Source organism: Pseudomonas syringae group sp. J309-1, from assembly GCF_032582135.1.
GTDB lineage: Bacteria > Pseudomonadota > Gammaproteobacteria > Pseudomonadales > Pseudomonadaceae > Aquipseudomonas > Aquipseudomonas quasicaspiana.
The window spans coordinates 26,968-43,495 of the sequence record NZ_JAWHNU010000044.1 but is presented as its reverse complement, the minus strand read 5'-3'; the positions used below and the strand labels follow the sequence as shown (position 1 = coordinate 43,495).

16 protein-coding genes are annotated in these 16,528 nt (G+C 59.1%); 10 read left to right on the top strand and 6 right to left on the bottom strand.

Annotated features, from left to right (window positions below):
* Positions 1 to 15: 15 nt before the first annotated feature.
* Positions 16 to 1,464, bottom strand: coding sequence for a fatty acid desaturase (locus RX972_RS20785; RefSeq protein WP_316878034.1), 1,449 nt, complete (start codon positions 1,462 to 1,464; stop codon positions 16 to 18).
* Between the two features lie 252 nt (positions 1,465 to 1,716).
* Between RX972_RS20785 and RX972_RS20780 the strand changes: the two genes are divergently transcribed.
* Together RX972_RS20780 and RX972_RS20775 are read left to right on the top strand one after the other, a co-directional pair.
* On the top strand, positions 1,717 to 2,382 hold the full coding sequence (locus RX972_RS20780; protein WP_027899302.1) for a hypothetical protein: 666 nt from the start codon (positions 1,717 to 1,719) through the stop codon (positions 2,380 to 2,382).
* On the top strand, positions 2,376 to 3,491 hold the full coding sequence (locus tag RX972_RS20775; RefSeq protein ID WP_316878032.1) for a hypothetical protein: 1,116 nt from the start codon (positions 2,376 to 2,378) through the stop codon (positions 3,489 to 3,491). Before RX972_RS20780 ends, RX972_RS20775 begins: the two co-directional genes overlap by 7 nt.
* On the opposite strand, the gene RX972_RS20770 is transcribed toward RX972_RS20775, so the two are convergent.
* Together RX972_RS20770 and RX972_RS20765 are read right to left on the bottom strand one after the other, a co-directional pair.
* Positions 3,479 to 4,387 (bottom strand): hypothetical protein, encoded by a 909-nt coding sequence (locus tag RX972_RS20770; protein WP_316878031.1) that lies wholly within the window; start codon positions 4,385 to 4,387, stop codon positions 3,479 to 3,481. The two genes, RX972_RS20775 and RX972_RS20770, sit on opposite strands and share 13 nt — an antisense overlap.
* A 24-nt stretch (positions 4,388 to 4,411) precedes the next feature.
* Complete coding sequence (locus RX972_RS20765; protein WP_316878029.1) at positions 4,412 to 5,278, bottom strand: metal-dependent hydrolase; 867 nt, start codon at positions 5,276 to 5,278, stop codon at positions 4,412 to 4,414.
* Positions 5,279 to 5,402: 124 nt separating this feature from the next.
* Between RX972_RS20765 and RX972_RS20760 the strand changes: the two genes are divergently transcribed.
* From RX972_RS20760 to mnmH, 5 genes are all read left to right on the top strand, one after another.
* A complete protein-coding gene (locus tag RX972_RS20760) occupies positions 5,403 to 6,332 on the top strand; it encodes a fatty acid desaturase family protein (protein WP_122807711.1) in 930 nt (309 codons plus the stop codon).
* Positions 6,332 to 7,936: a GH3 auxin-responsive promoter family protein gene (locus RX972_RS20755; RefSeq protein WP_316878070.1), complete on the top strand. Its 1,605-nt coding sequence runs from the start codon at positions 6,332 to 6,334 to the stop codon at positions 7,934 to 7,936. Before RX972_RS20760 ends, RX972_RS20755 begins: the two co-directional genes overlap by 1 nt.
* The gene (locus RX972_RS20750) at positions 7,921 to 9,021 is read left to right on the top strand and encodes an aromatic ring-hydroxylating dioxygenase subunit alpha (protein WP_316878027.1); all 1,101 of its coding nucleotides are present in this window, start codon (positions 7,921 to 7,923) and stop codon (positions 9,019 to 9,021) included. Before RX972_RS20755 ends, RX972_RS20750 begins: the two co-directional genes overlap by 16 nt.
* 532 nt (positions 9,022 to 9,553) lie before the next feature.
* Positions 9,554 to 10,588, top strand: coding sequence for a selenide, water dikinase SelD (gene selD / locus RX972_RS20745; RefSeq protein WP_255886269.1), 1,035 nt, complete (start codon positions 9,554 to 9,556; stop codon positions 10,586 to 10,588).
* On the top strand, positions 10,588 to 11,688 hold the full coding sequence (gene mnmH, locus RX972_RS20740; protein ID WP_027899294.1) for a tRNA 2-selenouridine(34) synthase MnmH: 1,101 nt from the start codon (positions 10,588 to 10,590) through the stop codon (positions 11,686 to 11,688). Before selD ends, mnmH begins: the two co-directional genes overlap by 1 nt.
* A gap of 22 nt (positions 11,689 to 11,710) precedes the next feature.
* Here mnmH and RX972_RS20735 read toward each other — a convergent pair whose 3' ends face one another.
* Positions 11,711 to 12,766, bottom strand: a complete 1,056-nt coding sequence (locus RX972_RS20735; protein WP_231677220.1) for a permease — start codon at positions 12,764 to 12,766, stop codon at positions 11,711 to 11,713.
* Between the two features lie 153 nt (positions 12,767 to 12,919).
* Here RX972_RS20735 and RX972_RS20730 point away from each other — a divergent pair, with 153 nt between their 5' ends.
* Positions 12,920 to 13,528 (top strand): glutathione S-transferase, encoded by a 609-nt coding sequence (locus RX972_RS20730; protein WP_316878021.1) that lies wholly within the window; start codon positions 12,920 to 12,922, stop codon positions 13,526 to 13,528.
* A gap of 394 nt (positions 13,529 to 13,922) precedes the next feature.
* Positions 13,923 to 14,630: a tRNA (adenine(22)-N(1))-methyltransferase gene (locus RX972_RS20725; protein ID WP_316878019.1), complete on the top strand. Its 708-nt coding sequence runs from the start codon at positions 13,923 to 13,925 to the stop codon at positions 14,628 to 14,630.
* Positions 14,631 to 14,705: 75 nt separating this feature from the next.
* Here the strand turns inward: RX972_RS20725 and RX972_RS20720 are convergent, their stop codons facing one another.
* Positions 14,706 to 15,257, bottom strand: coding sequence for a hypothetical protein (locus RX972_RS20720; protein ID WP_316878017.1), 552 nt, complete (start codon positions 15,255 to 15,257; stop codon positions 14,706 to 14,708).
* A 359-nt stretch (positions 15,258 to 15,616) separates the two neighbouring features.
* Here RX972_RS20720 and RX972_RS20715 point away from each other — a divergent pair, with 359 nt between their 5' ends.
* On the top strand, positions 15,617 to 16,243 hold the full coding sequence (locus RX972_RS20715) for a glutathione S-transferase (protein WP_316878015.1): 627 nt from the start codon (positions 15,617 to 15,619) through the stop codon (positions 16,241 to 16,243).
* A gap of 95 nt (positions 16,244 to 16,338) precedes the next feature.
* On the opposite strand, the gene RX972_RS20710 is transcribed toward RX972_RS20715, so the two are convergent.
* A complete protein-coding gene (locus tag RX972_RS20710) occupies positions 16,339 to 16,497 on the bottom strand; it encodes a DUF2986 domain-containing protein (RefSeq protein ID WP_122807705.1) in 159 nt (52 codons plus the stop codon).
* Positions 16,498 to 16,528 lie beyond the last annotated feature (31 nt).

The following is a 16,528-nucleotide window of genomic DNA, read 5'->3' as shown; positions in this document are numbered from 1 at the left end:
GATGCCGAATACGCATCAGGATTTGCGCCGCAGCCCTGACCACATCAGCGACGGCAATGCCCGTGACGGCAGAAGGTGCTCGTCTTTGCCGACGGCGCCGGGCAGGGAATGCCAGGGGATGCTCGCTGTGCGGTGATGCTGCAGATGCAGGTTGATGTTGTACGGCCAGATGAAGAACCGCCCCAGCCAGCCCACGCGCCAGGCGTATGTCCATTCCTGCCAGCCGGGCGTGACGCCGGGGCCGCCGCTGTGCTCGGCAATGCTGCGAATTTTCTGCAGCAGAGTGCCCAGGGTGATCAGGGGGATGAACCACAGCATCGCCAGCAAGCCCACTTCCTGGATCGAGCATTGCCAGACAAGGCAGGCCACAATCATCAGCCAGACCAGCGCTGCGGCAAGCAAAGGCCGGGTGAGCCTGGGCGGCGCGCCACCGGCAGCCTTGTAGGCCGCGATGTTGCGCAGCGTATTGACCATCAGCAGGTCACCCAGCAGTTGTTTCGTCAGTAGCTTTGCGCTCAACGGCTGAAAACGCCACGGCTGACGGAAATAGAGGAAGCGGCGCTCCGGGTCCTGCTCGGTCCCGGCGTGCTGATGATGCTCAAGGTGCAGCGGGCGATAGAATTCGATGGGCACCAGGCCTGGAACACCGATCGCCAGGTTGGTCAGAAAGTCGTTGGTGCTGCGTCGCCGGGTCAGGTTGTAGTGGGTAGCGTCGTGATACAGCACGAACAGCGCGTGCTGGCGTGCTGCAACGATAAGCATGGCCAGCAGGTAAAAACGCCAGTCTGCGAGGTGAAGCGCGACGCGGATCGTGACCAGGATGCACAGCCACTCGAGCAACAGAGCCGACAAGGTGCGCATGTCCACCGCATAGTGCTTGAAGATCAGCGTCGCCACGCCGCAGGCGACACCGATGGCCGCGCCATAGGCCATGTCGGTAAACACATGCTGCCCGGTGGTCATTACCGTCAGCATCAGCACCACACTCCAGATGGTAAATATCCAGGCTTTTTGCAGTCGCAAGCCAGCCATTGCGACGCTGATTGCTACAGGCAATGCCACATGCCCGCTGGGCGAGGCGGCCAGTGGAGCATCGAGCCGGTACAGCCAGTCGAGCCAGGCAGAGCCGGTTTCAGGGCGCAGGATCATGGTTGGCCAAAACAGATGGCAGACCAGACACAAGCCCGCCGCGAGGGCACCGGCAAAGAACGCCGGCAGCAGCCATGTCGACTGACGCCCCATGTACACGAGCACCGGCATGACCATGGTGTAGCTGAGGTACAGGGGCAGCGTGAACGGGAGAAGGGGAACGTGAGCGTCGACAATTCCGGGCTGCACAAGCTGCACAGAACCCATGGGTACATGCGTGACCAGAAAGTACAGCAGGCCGGTGACCAACAGGTACATCATCAGCCAGGTAACAGGCCGATCAACGCTGGAAGCGGCGGAGTGAGGAGGGTGCATGTGGGCAAAGCCTGTCAGGATAAAGCCTGGTTCATTTGATACGTGCGCAAGCGGAAAGTCAGCCAGGCTGACAGGTGCGCAATGATGATTGCAGAGGCGGTGAGGCATTGAATTGAGCTGACAGATTCATTGCCCTCAGCTGCCCGGCCATTCAGAATCCGGTCATTGTGTATCCATACATCGAAGGCCTCCATGAGTTTGTGCGCGACTGCTGTACAGCGCTCCGATCTGCAACCGAGTGATATTGATCGGATGTTCGAGATTTATTCCGCCTGTTATCAGGATACCTGTCTGTTACGGTTCAAGCAGGATCTTGACGACAAGACCCACTGCGTCGTGCTGCGTGACGCCTGCGACACGATCATGGGCTTTTCGACGCTGAAGCTGTTTGAAATGCACTGGGACAACCAGCCCGGCAGGTTCATTTTCTCCGGCGACACCATCATTACTCCTGAACACTGGGGCAGCCAGCAGCTCGCTTTCGCCTGGTCCCGACTGATTGGCGACCTGTGGCGTCAGGCTCCCGACGTGCCCCTGTACTGGTTTCTGATCTGCAAAGGGCATCGGACTTATCGCTATCTGCGGGCGATGGTACTGGATTACGCCCCTCGTGCGGGGCATTTGACCGAACCTCATGTGCAGGCCTTGATGGATCACCTGGCGTATACGCGTTTTGGCGATGCCTACGACCCTGCCACCGGCCTGCTGTCCTTCAAGACTCCGCAGGGGCGGCTGACCGCAGAGCTTGCACAAGTGTCGGAAAATCATGCGAGGTTGCCGGACGTTGCCTACTTTCTGCAAAAAAACCCTGGTTATGCCAAGGGCGACGAGCTGGTTTGCCTGTGCCGCTTTACGCCTGAAAACCTGCGGCCGCTGGCGCGACGCCTGATCATGGCCGAGCAGCATTCGACGTGCTGATTCGTCAGGCGGGTCCGGCGGACAACTCGCAGCTTCTGGACTTTCAACAGCGTCACGCCATGCGCGGCAGCATGCCACTGCGCTTTGACCGCAGTCCTGATTACTTTGCCCTGCATCACTGCCATTCCGCCGATCACCGGACCTGGGTTGCCCAAAGTCCAGAAGGCGAGCTGCGCGGCTCGGCCAGTCTGGTGGTACGCGATGGTTACCTGCAGGGCAGCGCTGAACCGGTCGCCTATCTGGGTGATTTACGGTTGATGCCTGACCGCAGGCTGTCCCGCTCATGGATGGCAGAAGTCCAGACGCGTCTCGCCGATCTGTCCCTGCAGACAAGCGTGCAGCAAGCGTACTGCTGCATCATTCGCGATAACCCGCTGGCCATTCAGTCGCTGCTAGGACGACGGCGTGCCAACCCTCTGAAACTGGCCCACTGGCGTGGCTACAGCAATGTTTCGGTGTATGGCCAGCGCGGTTTGAGCAGCGCACCTCGCACGTGCGCCGGGGTGCAAGTGATCCACGCCGAGCCGCGACATATGGATGCACTGAGGGCGTTTCTCGACAGCGAGTCTTCCCGGCAATCGTTCGGCTGCGTGTTCAGCGAGGCGGAATTCGAGCGCAGGCTCAGCCATTGGCCTGACTTCAGCATTGGCTCGTTTTTGCTGGCGGTCGACGAGCGCGATAACCTGCTTGGCTGTGTGGCGCCATGGGATGCAGGAAAGATAAAACGGATCGTTGTCGAGCAAATGCCCGTGGCCCAACAGTTGCTGCGCCTGGGCTTCAACGCGATCGCACCGCTGGCCGGCCGACCGGGCATTGCCTCGCCGGGTAACGCCCTGCGAGATATCTACCTGACCCACCTACAGGTTCGACAGCGTGATCCCCACGTGTTTGCCGCTTTGCTGGATGCTGCCTGGGCGCAGGTGCGCAAAGATTATTCATTGATGCAGCTTTGCCTGTACGACCATGACCCGCTGTGGCCGGCGATGCGCCGTTATCGCAGTGTGTCCCTGCCGATGGACCTCTACACGGCTCCCTGCGGCAGCAACACCCCTGTTTTTACCGAGGCATGTGCGACGGGTGTTCCGGGGTTCGAGATCTATCTGGTGTGATCGGTTCTGACCGGCACGGTCTGGTGCAGGACTTCCAGCAACGTTCGCCAGAACCTTGCCGGATCAAACCCGGCGCCGCCCAGTATTGGCTGGCCATGATCCACATCCGGCAGGCAGATTTGCGGCAGGCCTGGTATTGCCAGGTCTTCCATATAGAACTGGCCATCATGCGCATGCCCCGGACGCAGGGCGTTCAGGCGTTGATGGTGTGTGTCGAAGCGTGAGCGCCGCACCGCAGACCAACTGACAACATGTACACAGTGCAGCGTGTCGGGCAGGGCGGACAGCATGTTGGCGACCTGCGGGTCGCGGTGGCTGCTGATGTCCCGTGTACCCTCGGCTAGCAGTGTGCTGTTGACCATCGCCTGACGAAACCTGTCCATGCGATAACCCGGGCCAGTGTCACGAGTGCTGTAGCCCAGCAAGTCGTCAATGATCGGCGAGGGGCCAACGGGCGGTTGCACCAGCGCGATGCCGTCACAGGCGTCGAGCAAGGCCGGGTTCTGGGTCAGCGTCGCCAGCGTATCCAGACTGCCTTTGCTGTGTGCCAGCACCACAAATCGCTGCCTGGGTCTGAGGCGTTTGCCGAGTACCGTTGCAATGTGTTCGCCCTGCGCAATGACCCCGCGCGAAGACCGCACCGGCATGCGCAGAACCTCGTAGCCCTCAGACTTCAGCGACCGCGCACAGGCCCGATTGCAATAGAGTATGAATTCCGAATAAAGCCCTGCGACCAGCACCACCAGTGTGTCCTTCGGCAGGGTGGACGGGGGCGTTCGCCAGCTTTTGAGGAACAGTTCGGTCCAGTCCAGCGCTGCAGGCGGGCGCACGAAGTCTGTAGCCGGGAAATGGCTTTGCCAGTCGTCAAAGCCCTCGGGTGTCCAGATATTAGTCATGCGGATTGGCCCTGAACCCTGCGCTCAACGCCGCTCATCGAGCGCCTGGCGAGCGCTGTCGAGAAGCTCGCGGGTATCGATGCGGTTGGGGTGGAAGCCGGGCAAAAACCAGAACAGCCCGGCAGGCACGATGCGCGAAAGCAGGCCCGGATTGACGAACAGCCACCACTGCAAACGCAGCCATTCACGCCAGTTGCGGTGTTGTTTGTCGCCGTGCACCAAGTGATAGGTGAAGTATGCGAGATCGAAGGTGAAATACACCGACAGGCTGATCATCGCCACACAGCGAAGCAGGTAACGCCATACCGGGTTGTGCTCGACGGTGCACAGCACGTCATAGGCAACTGCCTTGTGCTCGATCTCTTCCAGCGCATGCCAGCGCCACAGGCCAACCATTGTCGGGTCGGCGTCCTTGAGGTAGGCCGGGTTACGCAAAAGCTGATCGGACAGTATCGCGGTGATGTGTTCAAGGCTGGCGGTCAGTGCCAGCCGGAAGCTGGCCGGTAGCCGCTCGCTTTCCTTTCTACGCCGCAGCAGCATGCGTTCCAGCTTTTCGACCGGCGCGCCTTGTGCGCCAAGCCGCTGGTTGTAGGCGCGGTGCTCGCGCATGTGTGAGGCTTCCTGATAGATGAAGTCGTCGACGGCCTTGTCGAGCGCGCTGCCCTTGGCGAGCTTGTGGCGAAAATGCACCACGCTTTCGATGAAGATTCTTTCCCCCTGAGGGAACATGAACGACAGGCAGTCGAAAAAGCGCGTGGTGTGCGCCCGACCTGCGTGCCAGTAACGTGGGATGCTGTCATCGAAGGTAAAGCGTATCGAGCGGTAAGCGATAACCTGCGGGGAGAGCTGTGCCGCCGAGCGTCGTGAGAGGATGCGTTTGAACAGCGACATGGTGCCCGGCTTACTGTGATGATCAGGGCGCACAGTGTGCCAGAGTCCGGCAGGCTTGAAACTGCCGAATAAACTTCCGCATGCGCAGGCAGGTATACTCTGCATTTTTACATGTGGTTACTTTATGCGCACTTATAAGGATATTTTGCCAGCACGCCGTTTCGACACGGCAAATCTGGCGGTGCTGGCCCTCCAGACGCTGCTCTGGGGCGGGACCCTCACATGGCTGTCACACACCGACGCAGGTGCGTGGAAATGGCTGATCCTGATTCCGTTCTGTCTGGTCATGCAAGGCGTGTTCTCGATGATGCATGAGGCGTTTCACAGTCTCGCGCACAGCAACAAGACAACCAATTACCTGATGATGTGCTGGGCTTCCACCCTGTTTGGCGCCTCCGCGACGCTGATCCACATCAACCACCTAGGGCATCACTCGCGAAACCGTACGCGTGCTGAGCTGGCGGACTTCGCCATGCCGGATGAATCGTTGCTGCGCAAACGCCTGGAATACTATTTTGCAGTGCTTGGCGGTATCTGGCTGGCGGCGTTCATCGGCAGCCTGCTGCTGCCTTTGCTGCCCCCGCGCGTGGCCGATCGCTGGTCGCAAAGTGGTGAGGTCAACACTTATGCAGCGGCGTTCAAAGACTTCTCCATCAACGACTTTCGGCGTATCCGCAAGGAAGTTATCGCAGGCATTATCGTGTGGCTGGCGTGCGCGTATCTGTTTGGCTGGACCTGGGAAGTGGTGCTGATTACCTACATCGCGTTTGGTTTTTCCTGGTCGTCACTGCAGTGGGTCTACCACATGCGTACCCCGATAGATGTCGTCGAAGGTGCCTACAACATGCGTGCGCCGCGTTTGGTTCGCTGGGCATTCCTCAACTTCAATTACAACCTGACTCACCACCGTCATTCGCAGATGCACTGGCAGCACATGCATGCGGCATCGAACCTCAAGGAAACCCGGCCACTGTGGTTCGGCTGGCTCCAGGTGTTCACGCCGCCGCAGCGATTGCCCGATGACCTGTCCAGTCTCGACAAGACCTATTTTTGATGCAGACCGATGGCGACGTAAAGAGAGCGCTCTGGCAGTCATTCATTGACAGTACGCACGCCGTACTGGACCAGTGGCAGACGCAGTTCAAGCAACCTGAGCAGGCTCAGGAGCGTTTGTTGCTGGGCATGTTGTCTGCCAATCGCGATTGTGCGTTTGGCCGTGCCCATGACTTTGCCGGGATTCGCAACGCCAGCGACTTTCGGGACAAGGTGCCGCCATTCACTTACGCGCAACTGCAGCCTTGGGTCGAACAGGCGCAGCACGACAGCGGCGCGGTGCTTACTAACAGCCCACCGTTGTTTTTCGAGCGCAGCAGCGGCAATAGCGCGCTGCAGAAACACATCCCCTACACGCGGGAATTTCTTGCCCAGTTGCAGGGTTCGTTGACGGTCTGGCTGGCTGACATGTACCGCCAGGTTCCGGAAATCAGCCACGGCAGCGGCTATTGGTCAATGTCGCCGCCCTTGCAGCAATCTGCGATAAGCGCCAATGGCATACCGATTGGCAGTGTCAGCGATCTGCAATACCTGCAAGGCAGTGCAATTGCCGGGCTGGCGGGCACTCTGCTGATCCCCGACATGGCTCATGACGTTGTGCACTGGCGCAGGCAAACGCTGCTTGCCCTGGTTGCCGATGCCGACCTGAGCATTATCAGCGTGTGGAGCCCGACGTTTCTGAGCAGCCTGCTACAACCTTTGCTCGACACCGAAAACCCCGAAAGCCGGCAGACCTGTGACTGGCTCGAAGCAATGCTGCCAGCGCCGCGCAAACAAGCCTTGCGCCATGCCCGTGCTCAAGGAGTATTCACTGAGCTATGGCCGCGTCTGGCAGCGGTCAGTTGCTGGATGGACGGGCCTAGTCGTGGGTACGCGGCGCAACTGGCGACGCGTTTTCCTCAGGCACGCTGGTTGCCAAAAGGCCTGTTCGCCACCGAAGGCGTGGTCAGTGTGCCGTTTGGCGAAGGGGCGGGCTGCCCGCTGGCGATTGGCAGTCATTATCTGGAATTCGTCGGTGACGACGGTCTGCCGAAAGGCGCTCACTCGCTACGCATGGGCGAAACCGCGCAAGTGTTGCTGACCACCGGGGCGGGTCTTTACCGGTATGCCTTGGGTGATCGGGTACGCGTGGTCGGCAAACAGGGCGATACGCCGCGGGTAGAGTTTGTCGGGCGCAGCGCAAGTGCCTGCGATCTGGTGGGTGAGAAACTGGATGAACAGCTTGTCGAGGGTGTTCTGGCGCAGTGCATCGACAGTGCAGACAGCGCATGCCTGATTCCTGACTCCAGAAACACACCGCCGCATTATGTAGCCCTTGTGTCGACATCATCGGCGATACCCTGCGAGGTATTGGCAAACGACATCGACACAGCGTTGCAAAGCTCCTTTCACTATGGTCATGCGCGCACGCTGGGTCAGTTGGGACCGGTACGTGTGCGTCTGGTGAGTGGCGGCGCGCAACAACTCGCAGCGTTGCTGCAACGCGCGGCGGAGGCAACCGGCATTCGTGCGGGCGACGTCAAACCGCGCGCTTTGATCAGTCGACTGGACACGGCCAATGCCCTCCTTGCAATCACGGAAGAACCTGAATGCCCGCACGTTTGAGCAGCGACATCGACACGCCTGACACCGAGACACGTGGCGATGGCACGCGCGAGCAATGGTATGTGGCGTGCACGCAAAAGCAATTGCGCAACGGCAAACCTTACCGTGCGACGATTCTCGGCCTGAACATCGTCCTGTTTCGCCAGCGCAGCGGAAAGGCGGCGGCGCTGCTCGACCAGTGCGTGCACCGAGGTACCCGGCTGTCGGCCGGTAAAATCACCGATGACTGCCTGGTGTGCCCGTATCACGGCTGGCGCTACGACGCGACCGGGCACGTGGTGCATATTCCCAGCGTGGATGCCGAGCAGGGCGAACCGAAGTCGCCCGGTTATCGCTACAGGCAGCGCCATTTTTCGGTGTGCGAGCAGGATGGGCTGGTCTGGGTGTACACCGGTACGGGCGATGCTCGCGACACACCGATTTTCCGGCTTCCCGCCTATGGCGAGCGTCCGTGGCAATCCTATTTCATGATCAACACCTTTGACGCCGATGTAGGCAGTCTGGTGCAGAACTTTCTGGATGTGCCGCACACGGTGTTCGTTCATGAAGGTATTTTTCGGTCGAGCAGCGGTCGCGCAATGGAGGCGACGCTGGCTTGCAAGGCGCAGAGCATCGAGGTCGTCTATCACGATGAGGTCGACGAGATCGGCCTGATGCAATGGCTGACCAACCCGGACGCTGAGCCACTGGTGCACACGGATCGCTTCCTGGCGCCAAATGTGACCTTTTGTGATTACTTGTGGGGCGCACGCTCAGGCTTTCTGATCATCAGCCAGATCACCCCGGTCAATGATCGCCAGTCACGCGTCTACACCTACATCGCCTACCGTTTTCCGATGCCGCGCTGGGTGTTGCGAATACTGCGTCCGTTCATTCATCTGTACACGCACATCGTGATTCAGCAGGACGTCAAAATCATTCGCGCACACCGCGAGGGTCTCGACAACGTGCCCAACTTCAAACCGTGCAATGTGCCTGCCGATGCCATCCATATGGGCGTCGAACAGTTGCTCGCAGCGGTTCGACGCGGCGAGACGCTGCCGGAAGCGCAGCGTCGCGAGCGGCGGATCCGATTCGAACTTTGACAGCCTGGTGTTTCAACCGGCTTAGAGCTTCGGCTGAACTGAACTCGCCAGTTGCGTCGGTGACGGCAGCACAACACCGCACGAATGTGATGACTGAAGGCGCGCTGTTCGATTTGGAATGCTCTGCCAATTGATGTGCTGGTGAAGGGTCGGTCGCAAGGGTTGACTTGATTCCCAGGCTGGGTACTGAGCAGTTAACCTAAGCACCTTTCGTTCTGCAAAGCGCTCAACATGGCCATCAACCTGTTAACCGAATCCATGCTCGGACACTGGCGCGCTCCGTCGGGCGTCTGGTTATGCGAGTTCCAGTTCGGGAGCCGATTGATCTACGTCGAGCACCGCAATGGCGAGTCGCCTGACCGTCGGCCTGCCGCAGCTCAGCGCCTCGTTAATGCTACATGGGAGGATTTGCCGCAAGCGCTGATGTTTCCCGAGAAGCAGTGCAAGGGCTGCGTCAGCGTGATGAGTCCGCGCAATCTGTTGTTCTTTGCCTCTGTTAGACTGCCACCCTTTACACGCAGAGTGGCATCCAATGAGCGCAAAGGTTCGTTTGACCCAATACAGCCACGGCGCCGGCTGCGGTTGCAAGATATCGCCTCAAGTGCTTGAGGTGATCCTCGCTGGCAGCGGCGCACAAAATCTCGATCCAAAGCTTTGGGTGGGTAATGCGTCGCGTGACGATGCGGCGGTCTACGCCATTGATGAAGAGCGCGGAGTCGTCTCAACTACCGATTTCTTCATGCCTATCGTCGACGACCCCTACGATTTCGGCCGTATTGCCGCGACTAACGCTATCAGCGATATCTATGCCATGGGTGGAGATCCAATCATGGCCATCGCCATTCTCGGCTGGCCGGTCAACGTGCTTGCTCCCGAAATCGCTCGTGAAGTGATTCGCGGTGGCCGTGCAGTTTGTGACGCTGCGGGCATCCCGCTCGCCGGTGGACACTCCATTGATGCGCCAGAACCAATCTTTGGCCTGGCGGTGACGGGGCTGGTCGAAAAGCGTTTCATGAAACGTAACGACACGGCCACCCTGGGCTGTACGCTTTATCTGACCAAACCATTGGGGATCGGTGTGCTAACCACCGCCGAGAAACAAGGCCTGCTGCGCGACGCCGACATTGGCGTGGCGCGGGACCAGATGTGCACGCTCAACACGATCGGCAGCCGCTTCGGCAAGCTTGCCGGGGTCACCGCGATGACCGATGTCACCGGTTTCGGCCTGCTGGGTCATTTGGTGGAAATGGCCGACGGCAGCCGCTTGACCGCACGTATCGAGGCCAGTGCCGTGCCGCGCCTGGCCAGTGTCGATTATTACCTTGAGCAAGGGTGCGTACCGGGAGGCACGCTGCGCAACTTTGACAGTTACGGGGGCCGCATCGGCAAATTGACCGAATGGCAGAAACATCTGCTCTGCGACCCGCAAACAAGTGGCGGCCTCCTTGTAGCCGTAGCCCCAGAGGGGCAAACGCAGTTTCTGCAGACCGCCACCGACCTGGGACTGAGTTTGCGCCCCATAGGCACGCTGATCGAGCGCCAGGCTAACGCCGTCGAGGTGTTCTGATGCGCGAGAACAGCGCCGACTTGCGCCATATTTTTTTAAACGATATCCCGCTGATGGACGTCCGCGCGCCCGTGGAGTTTGCGAAAGGGGCCTTTGGGCAGTCCGTTAACCTGCCGCTGATGAACGATGCCGAGCGTGAGGCCGTCGGCACGGCCTATAAACAACAGGGACAGCAGGCCGCCATCGAGTTGGGGCATCAGTTGGTGTCCGGGGCTACCAAAGAAGCACGTATTGAAGGCTGGGCTGAGTTCGTCCGCTGTCAGCCGGAAGGCTATCTGTATTGCTTTCGCGGTGGCCTGCGGTCGCAGATCACCCAGCAGTGGCTGAAAGACATCGCCGGTATCCCTTACCCGCGTGTGTCAGGCGGTTACAAGGCAATGCGCACCTTCCTTATCGACACCATCGAGTGCGCCGTTCAGGAGTGTGACATGGTCGTGGTCGGGGGCTTGACCGGGTCCGGCAAGACTGAAGTGCTGGCGGGGTTGAGTAACGCCCTCGACCTCGAAGGCCACGCGAACCATCGCGGCTCCAGCTTCGGCAAACGTGTCAGTGCTCAGCCCGGGCAGATCGACTTTGAAAATGCCCTGGCTGTGGACATCCTGAAGAAACGCCATCGCGGTGCCGAACATTTCGTACTCGAGGACGAAGGTCGCGCTATTGGCAGCCGTGCAGTGCCTCTTTCGCTGTTTCGGCAGATGCAAGCCGCGCCTCTGGTGTGGCTGCAAGACAGCGTCGAGAGTCGGGTTGAACGGATCCTCAAGGATTACGTTATCGACCTGTGCGCAGATTTTGTCGCTGTCCATGGCGCGGAGGAAGGATTCAATGCGTTCGCCGAACGCCTGCGCCAGAGTCTGGCCAGCAACCTCAGGCGCCTGGGGGGAGAGCGCTACAATCGCCTGGCGGTGATTATGGATAGCGCCCTGCAGATGCAGCAGGCAACGGGGCTGGTGGACGCTCATCGGCAATGGATCGAGCAATTGCTCACCGAGTACTATGACCCGATGTACGCCTACCAGCGTGACAGCAAGTCCGGGCGTATCGAGTTTGCCGGTGATCAGGCCGCCGTCAGGGATTATTTACTGCAGCGCCGCCACGCGTGAACCCAGCGGCGCCTGCGCCTTTCTAGAAGACCAGCGCCGCGATGACGCCGCTGATAATGCCCACCAGCATGGTCAGCAATGCGACGGCCACCAGCACCCGACGATCAAAGGATTTGCGCAGCATCAATAGCGACGGCAGGCTGACGCTCGGCAGCGTCATCAATAGCGCTACTGCTGGAGCTGTACCCAAGCCGACCCCCATGAGGGCCTGCACGATAGGAATTTCTGCCGCGGTGGGGATCACAAACAAAGTGCCCACGACAGCAAGTGGCACCAGCCATAGCCAGCTATCGGTCATTGCTCCATCAACGTGAGGGAATAACCATACCCGTGCCGCTCCGAGGATCAGCACCGCCAGCACGTAGATCGGGATGGTGGTCCAGAACAACTGCCACATCGTGCGTAACCACTGCACCGGGAGACTGCGGGTATCTGCGGCAGTGGCCACCTCAACAGCATCCACAGCCGCTTTCGGCAGCGCCTCTGGTCGCGACATGTGCTGGGCGAGTAAAGACGCACCGAGCACAAGTCCAACGCCTGCCACCAGGCGCAGGGCGGTGAACTGCCAGCCGAGTACGAAGCCCATGAAGATCAAGGTAGCGGGGTTAAGTACCGGGTTAGCAATCCAGAACGCCAACGCCGCACCCTCCGACACGTTCTGTCGCCGTAGCCCGGCCGCCACGGGGGCCGCGCAGCAGCTGCACATCATGCCCGGCAGAGCGAACAAGCTCCCCCGCAGCGTAGAGCCCAAGCCCGCTTTTCCAAACGCGCGCAGCAACCAGTCGCGGGGAATAAGCACTTGTACCAACGAGCCAAGGATGATCGCCAGAACGGCAGCCTTCCAGATCGCCAGAAAATACACTTGGGCATAAGTCAGCGCAGCCAACAACGGCGACGTCAGATTATCGTTGAGGATCGAGCCGCCAATGCTATGGGTATCGGCGGCGATGAACGACTTGAGGTAATAAGGTGACCACTTGACGTAGTACAGGCCGATGACGGCCACCAGCAGAAACACCGCCGGTTTGCACCAAAATGCCCAGGAGCGCGTTGTGGAGGGTGGGGACTGGCTAATCATTATGAAATCCGTGCGTAAGCGAACGTCTATGATACGTCAACGCTGGCTGTCAGTTGGCAACAATGACTGCGCGCCAGGAGAGCAGCTAGTGGCCAGGAGTATGTAATCGCTGCTAACTAATACTCTCACTTACGACCAATGGAGGGTTGAGGCATGTACACGCTTTTCGGAGTAGAGGGTTCTGGTTCCGCAGCTATCGAGATAGCACTGAAATATTGCGGCGCCGACTACCGGTTGGTGGCAGCCAGTTCCTGGGAGGAGGGCAGTGGCAGGGATGAGCTGCGACGGATTAATCCGCTACTGCAAGTGCCCACTCTGGTTTTACCCGATGGCACTGTGCTGACTGAAAGCGCGGCGATATTGACCTGTCTCGGACTGGAGTTTCCTGCTTCGGGGCTATTGTCCCTGAACCCGTCTGAACGAGCTATACAACTCCGCGGTTTGGTGTACATCGCCTCAAACTGTTACGCAGCCATCGGCATCATCGATTACCCGGAGCGCTGGTTGCCTGACGGGAACCCGGATCACTTGCAGCAACTGGTTAACGGCGCAAAGTCCCGGTTGTACGGACACTGGGAGACGTTTAGCGATGTATTTGGGGGCACGGCGGCGTGGCGCCCTGACAATCCAGGTGCTGTCGAGATTCTGGCTTGCGTCGTCACACGATGGGCCGGTACGCGTGAACATCTGCAGCTATCACGGCCGGACTTTTATGCCTCGCTATTGGATATCGATGGTCATGTAGCAACTGCGTCGGCCTGATTCCACAGGTCTGATCGGTTTTGTGGGCGCCGAGCTTGCTCGCGATGCTGGCAACACAGTTGTCAGCCGGGGCGCGTTCAGCCCTATCGCGAGCAAGCTCAGCTCCTATCAAACAAGAAATAACTACCTGATCTGGAATGCATTTTCTGTAGGAGTGAGCTTGCTCGCGATAGCTTCAGCACAGGCAATATATTCATCGACCAACAGATCGAATCGCGAGCAAGCTCACTCCTACAGGTCCCGTGTTTGCTGCGCGACAGCGTGGTGTAGCGACACCGGGGCAGCTCCCACAGGTTCTGCGCAATTCCAGGGTTGATATGCGCTGCATTGCTCGCCAGAATCGCGCCCCTGTCCGGTGATTCGTGCTGGATGTCAGCGGTGAAAGGGGCTGCAGTTGAACGAACAGACATTGTCCAGGCGCCTGGAGCGCGTCGCGGCGCATGTGCCTGCGGGGGCGCGACTGGCCGATATCGGCTCGGATCACGGTTACCTGCCGGTCGCCTTGATGCGCCGCGGATCTATTGCGGCGGCAGTGGCGGGGGAGGTGGCATTGACTCCGTTCCGCGCGGCCGAACGCACGGTTCGTGAGAACGATCTGGACCAATTGATCACCGTACGCATGGCCAATGGTCTGGCTGCGATCCAGCCGGAAGACGGGATTACGGCCATCAGCATCTGCGGCATGGGCGGCGAGACGATCCGCGACATTCTTGAAGAAGGCAAAGCCCATTTGACTGGCGAAGAGCGTCTGATCCTGCAGCCCAACGGCGGCGAGCGGCCGCTGCGCCAGTGGCTGATGGAAAACGGTTATTGCATCCTTAGTGAGGAAGTACTGCGGGAAAACCGGTTCGACTACGAAGTCATCGTTGCCGAGCGCGCTGGGCCTGTGGTCTACACCCCCGAGGAACTGTACTTCGGCCCGCTACAGATGAAGGCTCGCAGCCCGGCTTTTCTGCTCAAGTGGCGCCGCATGCTGCGTCATAAGCAGCAAACCCTGAACCACTTCGCCCGGGCTCGGCAGGCGCTGCCCGAGGAGAAGCTGGAAGACGCTGCGCGGCAGGTTCGCTGGATAAGCGAATTGCTGGCTGTGACTGGAGCATGACGCAGTGAGCGCTCGTTTATCTGGGAGGCGGTCTTGAAACTTCCCTTGGCCGAGACGTCACCAGACAGCTTTCAATCAGTGCCCACCCTCTAAAGATCTCCGGACAATTGCCTGAAGCATACGTCGACGAATCATGCCGCTCACTGGCCGTATTGCGTACCAATACGGCGTGAAACGTTTGAGCGCCTGATGATCCAGGCAATGCACCCGCGTTTGAGTGGTTATCCGGGTTAGCCCTGACTCCAGGTGCTGGCAAGTAAAACTGAGCGCAAGTTTGACGCTGCCCGCCTCACAAAAACGTTGAAAGGCTTCTGCATCGGCCACAGGAGCCTGACCGAAGTCAGCCTGCCAGAACTTTCCTGCCAGTCCGTAGACGACTTCGGTGTCGCCATCGCGATGCAGCAGGGTGAAGTTGTCCATCCCGAAACTCGCTTTAGCGCTTGATGCCGAGCGCTGAAACAATCGCATGGGTAGCTCGCGTAACTGAATGGCGTAGCGAAAAAACCGGTCATTTTCAGGTCGATAGTTAACGGCCTCAGCCATTAACCGGGCCGGACTGACTGAGCTTTCCAGCAAGTGGGTTTCACTGAACTGGTAGTCAGGCAGGTAACGATCAATAAGATGCATCCGTACTCCTCATTGCAGGATCGTGTCGACCGGGCAGGGTGATAGATCAGGCATTTTTCCATGTGTGTGTCTGGATTTTCCTGCCTCTCTGCAGTATTGCGCAATCACGATCTGTTCCAGTGATCCCGGTTGACTTCTGGTGGGTTAAAAGCTTCGGTTCAGGCTTGTCTTGCAGCACGGATACTAAAGCGGGCGCACTGACGTCCAGGCGGTTCCGGCAACGTCAGGCTTCCGGAAGCATTGTTTGTCCTGATGCGGTCAGGCCAGATGACTGCCGCATACTTCTGTTCAACGTTACAACTATCGCTGTTGTGCGGAGTCTCTTTATAGACCTTTCACTGTCGAGCAACGGAGCTTTCATGATTACGGTCCATCACCTCAACAACTCGCGCTCCCAGCGCATCCTGTGGCTGCTCGAAGAGCTCGACCTGCCATACGAAATCAAGCGCTACGAGCGCGATCCGAAAACCAATCTCGCGCCACCTGAGCTCAAGGCTGTCAACGCGCTGGGTAAATCCCCGGTGATTGAAGACGGTCCTCACGTGATCATTGAGTCCGGCGCTATTGTCGATTACCTGATCCGCCGCCATGGCGACGGCCGTTTGCAGCCGGACCCGGCAACCGCTACTTACGATGAGTACGTGCAATGGCTGCACTTTGCTGAAGGTTCGGCGATGCTGCCGTTGATGCTCAATCTTTACGTAGGTCGCCTGGGTGACGCCGGTTCGCCGCTGCATCCGCGTATCGAATCGGAAGTGGCCAATTATCTGGGCTATCTCAACGAAGCACTGGGGCTGACGCCGTTTCTGGTGGGTGAAGAATTGACCGGTGCGGATATCCAGATGAGCTTCATCGGCGAGTTGGCCAAGGCGCAGGGCAAGTTGCAGCCGTACCCGAATGTGGCGGCGTGGGTACAACGTTTCCAGGAAAGACCCGCTTATCGCAGGGCGCTGGAGCAGGGTGGGGAATACGTGTTTGCCAAGTAACTGTCGAGTTGCTGGCTGACTCAGGGCCGATCGGTCGAGTGCGTGTTGATCATGTAGCTGGATGCATGATCAACCTCCGTTCTCGCAGCCATCTATCAACCTTCGGAAGGCGCGACGACTTCCTGATCAGGTTCAGCGTCAAGCTTCAACCGGTCGGCCTTGCTGATGTATTTAGGTTTTTTGGGTGCCAGCTTGGCACTGGCCTTTTTGGCTTTTGCCTTGAATAGCTGCTGTAGTTTTTTCTGGCGGTTCATGTTTCTGCTCAGCTTGTGATTCTTGAGTGAT

Excerpts from the sequence above, each read along its gene's own strand:
- RX972_RS20720 (WP_316878017.1), bottom strand. The coding sequence starts at position 15,257 with ATGCATCTTATTGATCGTTACCTGCCTGACTACCAGTTCAGTGAAACC.
- RX972_RS20785 (WP_316878034.1), bottom strand. The coding sequence starts at position 1,464 with ATGCACCCTCCTCACTCCGCCGCTTCCAGCGTTGATCGGCCTGTTACC.
- RX972_RS20750 (WP_316878027.1), top strand. The coding sequence starts at position 7,921 with ATGCCCGCACGTTTGAGCAGCGACATCGACACGCCTGACACCGAGACA.
- RX972_RS20770 (WP_316878031.1), bottom strand. The coding sequence starts at position 4,387 with ATGACTAATATCTGGACACCCGAGGGCTTTGACGACTGGCAAAGCCAT.
- RX972_RS20710 (WP_122807705.1), bottom strand. The coding sequence starts at position 16,497 with ATGAACCGCCAGAAAAAACTACAGCAGCTATTCAAGGCAAAAGCCAAA.
- selD (WP_255886269.1), top strand. The coding sequence starts at position 9,554 with ATGAGCGCAAAGGTTCGTTTGACCCAATACAGCCACGGCGCCGGCTGC.
- RX972_RS20755 (WP_316878070.1), top strand. The coding sequence starts at position 6,332 with ATGCAGACCGATGGCGACGTAAAGAGAGCGCTCTGGCAGTCATTCATT.
- RX972_RS20780 (WP_027899302.1), top strand. The coding sequence starts at position 1,717 with ATGTTCGAGATTTATTCCGCCTGTTATCAGGATACCTGTCTGTTACGG.
- mnmH (WP_027899294.1), top strand. The coding sequence starts at position 10,588 with ATGCGCGAGAACAGCGCCGACTTGCGCCATATTTTTTTAAACGATATC.
- RX972_RS20730 (WP_316878021.1), top strand. The coding sequence starts at position 12,920 with ATGTACACGCTTTTCGGAGTAGAGGGTTCTGGTTCCGCAGCTATCGAG.
- RX972_RS20760 (WP_122807711.1), top strand. The coding sequence starts at position 5,403 with ATGCGCACTTATAAGGATATTTTGCCAGCACGCCGTTTCGACACGGCA.
- RX972_RS20765 (WP_316878029.1), bottom strand. The coding sequence starts at position 5,278 with ATGTCGCTGTTCAAACGCATCCTCTCACGACGCTCGGCGGCACAGCTC.
- RX972_RS20735 (WP_231677220.1), bottom strand. The coding sequence starts at position 12,766 with ATGATTAGCCAGTCCCCACCCTCCACAACGCGCTCCTGGGCATTTTGG.
- RX972_RS20715 (WP_316878015.1), top strand. The coding sequence starts at position 15,617 with ATGATTACGGTCCATCACCTCAACAACTCGCGCTCCCAGCGCATCCTG.